Source organism: Gemmatimonas sp. (assembly GCF_044345575.1).
Taxonomy (GTDB): domain Bacteria; phylum Gemmatimonadota; class Gemmatimonadetes; order Gemmatimonadales; family Gemmatimonadaceae; genus Gemmatimonas.
Window position 1 is genome coordinate 1 of record NZ_JBIJAW010000392.1, and the last position, 2,924, is coordinate 2,924.

2 protein-coding genes are annotated in these 2,924 nt (G+C 68.3%); both read left to right on the forward strand.

Annotation, left to right across the window (positions count from 1 at the left end):
- The coding region (locus ACIQ6O_RS15635) for a 2-dehydropantoate 2-reductase (protein WP_396208705.1) at window positions 1-934 on the forward strand (934 nt) is incomplete at its 5' end.
- Window positions 935-1,243: 309 nt separating this feature from the next.
- Window positions 1,244-2,924, forward strand: a 1,681-nt coding sequence (locus tag ACIQ6O_RS15640; RefSeq protein ID WP_396208706.1) for a DUF1592 domain-containing protein, incomplete at its 3' end; no start/stop codon positions are given.

Consider the following 2,924-nt stretch of genomic DNA (forward strand, 5'->3'; position numbering starts at 1 on the left):
GCGTATCGCCGTGGTTGGCGCCGGCGCGGTGGGAGGCGTCTTCGGCGCCCGACTCGCCGCCGCCGGCCACGACGTGACATTCATCGCGCGCGCGGCCACGCTGGCCACGCTGCGCAGCACGGGGCTCTTTCTCGAGAGTGTGCACGGTAACGTGCACCTCTCGCCCGTGCAGGCCACCGACGATCCTTCGACCGTTGGTGCGGTCGACCTGGTGCTGGTCGCGGTGAAGGCCACGCAGGTCGCGGCGGTGGCCCCCTCGCTCGCTCCACTCCTCGGGCCGGCCACGGTGGTGATCCCGACGCAGAACGGCGTGGAGGCCAGCATTCAGCTGGCCGAGGCCCTCGGTCCCGAGCATGTCGTCGAAGGGGTCTGCCGCGTGATTGCCGGGCTGGCTGCCCCCGGGCACGTCCGACACACCGCCGTGGTACCGCTCCTCGAGTTCGGTCCGCGCGCGGGGCATCCGCCGGCGCCGGCCGTGGCGGCCGCCATCCCGGCCATCGCGCAGGCCATTTCGGCCGCCGGTCTGCAGGCCCTGCTCCCCGACAACATGGCCGTCGCCCTGTGGGAGAAGTTCCTCTTCATCGAGCCGATCGGCGTGGTGGGGGCAGCCTCCGGCGAGTCGTTCGGTCCCGTACGAAGCACACCGGACACGCGGGCCTTGGTCGACCAAGCGCTCGAGGAAGTCATCGCGGTGGGGCGAGCCGTTGGAGTACCGTGGCCAGTGGGTGCAAAAGCCGCGGTTTGGCAGCGCTACGATAGTTTGCCACCGGACGAACGCACGAGCATGGCACGCGATCTCATCGCGCGGCGCCCCAGCGAATTCGACGCCCAAACCGGGGCCGTGATCCGATTGGGGCAGCAGTATGGCGTGCCGACGCCGGTGCACGAGGTGCTCGCGGCGGTGCTCCGACCCCGCGTCATCGCCGCCGACTGACCGCGGCGATGCGCCGTGGGGCGCCGCCCGGGGTGATCTTAGCGCCCGCTATCCAACGAAATCACAGCGGGTTGCAACGCTTTCGCGTAATTTTCCAGAGTACACCACGCATGCCCTGTTTTTCATGGCGTCCGAGGTGTCCTGATCGTTCGTCCGTGTTGTACGCCCACGCCGGTCTCCTTCCCGCCGGTCGTGGTGCCACTGTGTCAACGCAGGATCCCGCAGGTTGACGACGCATGCGCGTGTCGGTTGTCGCCACTATGAGTGGCCTCGACTACCGCGCGCGTGCACTCCGTGGAGTGGCTGGATATGAAGGTTCTTCTCGCATGGTCGGGTATGACCGCAACAGTGACGATGGTCTCGTCGCTGTTCACGGCTGATCCCGTCATCCCCGCTCGCGCGACGACGACGCCTCCGCTGCGTCCCGTCGTGGCGGCCAAGCATCCGGTGCTGTCGCGCGCCATCACGCCCACGCGTGCGCCGGCAAAATTCGGCGCGCGCGGCATGGCCATCGCCGCGCTCGACAGCACGGTGCAGCGCTACTGTGGCTCGTGCCACAACGCCACGATGCGCCGCGGCAATCTGAGCCTCAAGGGCTACAGCATCGCCAACGCCACGCAGAGCGATGCCACCGAAAAGATCATCCGCAAGCTGCGCGCGGAGATGATGCCGCCGCCGGGGTCGAAGCGCCCGACTGGCGACACGCTGCTCGCGCTCGTGGAAACGCTCGAGAGCACCATGGACGCCGTGCCCGTCAACCCGGGTACGCGGTCGTTCCAGCGCCTCAATCGCGCTGAGTACGAGCGCGTGCTGCGCGACCTGCTCGGCGTGCAGGTGAACGCTGGTGACTGGCTGCCGCTCGACCAGAAGAGCGCCAACTTCGACAACATCTCCGACGTGCAGGCGCTGTCGCCCACGCTCCTCGAGGGCTACCTCAACGCAGCGGCGGCGGTGAGCCGCATGGCGCTGGGTGATCGCAAGGCGGTCGTGTCGCAGACGCTCTACAAGACGTCGCCCTTCGCGTCGCAGCACCCCTGGGACCATGTGGAGGGCACTCCGTATGGTACGCGTGGTGGTATGGTGGTCCGGCACACCTTCCCGGCCGACGGCATCTACCAGCTGCGCGTGAACGTGGGTGGCGGCGTGGGTCGCCCCACCGAAGACGTGGACGTGTCGGTCGACGGTGAGCGCGTGGCGCTGCTGCGCTACGATCGCGGCGTCAACCGCAACAGCGAATCAGCCGACCTGCCGCTCGGCGCCGACTATCTCCTCACCGAGCCGCTCACCATCAAGGGTGGTCAGCGCACGGTGAGTGTGAGCTTCGTGAAGAACGTCGACGGCCCGTACGAGGATCTCATCAAGCCGCACGAGTGGTCGCGCGCGTCGCAGGGGAACGGCTCGGCCGGGACCACCGAGCCGGCCTACCTTATGGACGTGCTGGTCACCGGCCCGACCAAGGTGCTCGGCCTGTCCGATTCGCCGAGCCGTCGTCGTGTGTTCACGTGTGCGCCCACGGCATCGGCTGCGCAGCGGGCGTGCGCCCAGAACATTCTCGAGCGTCTCGCCACGCGCGCCTATCGTCGCCCGCTCAATGAGACCGATCGCACGGCCCTCATGGCGTTCTACGACAAGGGCGTCAAGGCCGGCGGCGAGTACGGCTTCGAAGACGGCGTGCGCCTCGGGGTGCAGGCCATCCTCGCCAGCCCGCATTTCATCTTCCGCTTCGAGCGCACGCCGGCCGGCGTAGCCGAGGGGAAGGACTTCAAGATCGACGACCTCGAGCTGGCCACGCGCCTCTCGTTCTTCCTCTGGAGCACCATCCCCGACGAGCGGTTGCTCACGCTCGCGAAGCAGCGGCGCCTCTCGCAGCCGGTGGTGTTCAACGCCGAAGTAAAGCGCATGCTCGCCGACAAGCGCGCGGAGGCGCTCAGCACGCGCTTCGCCGCCCAGTGGCTGCGTCTGCAGGATCTCGAGAAGGTGAAGCCCGACG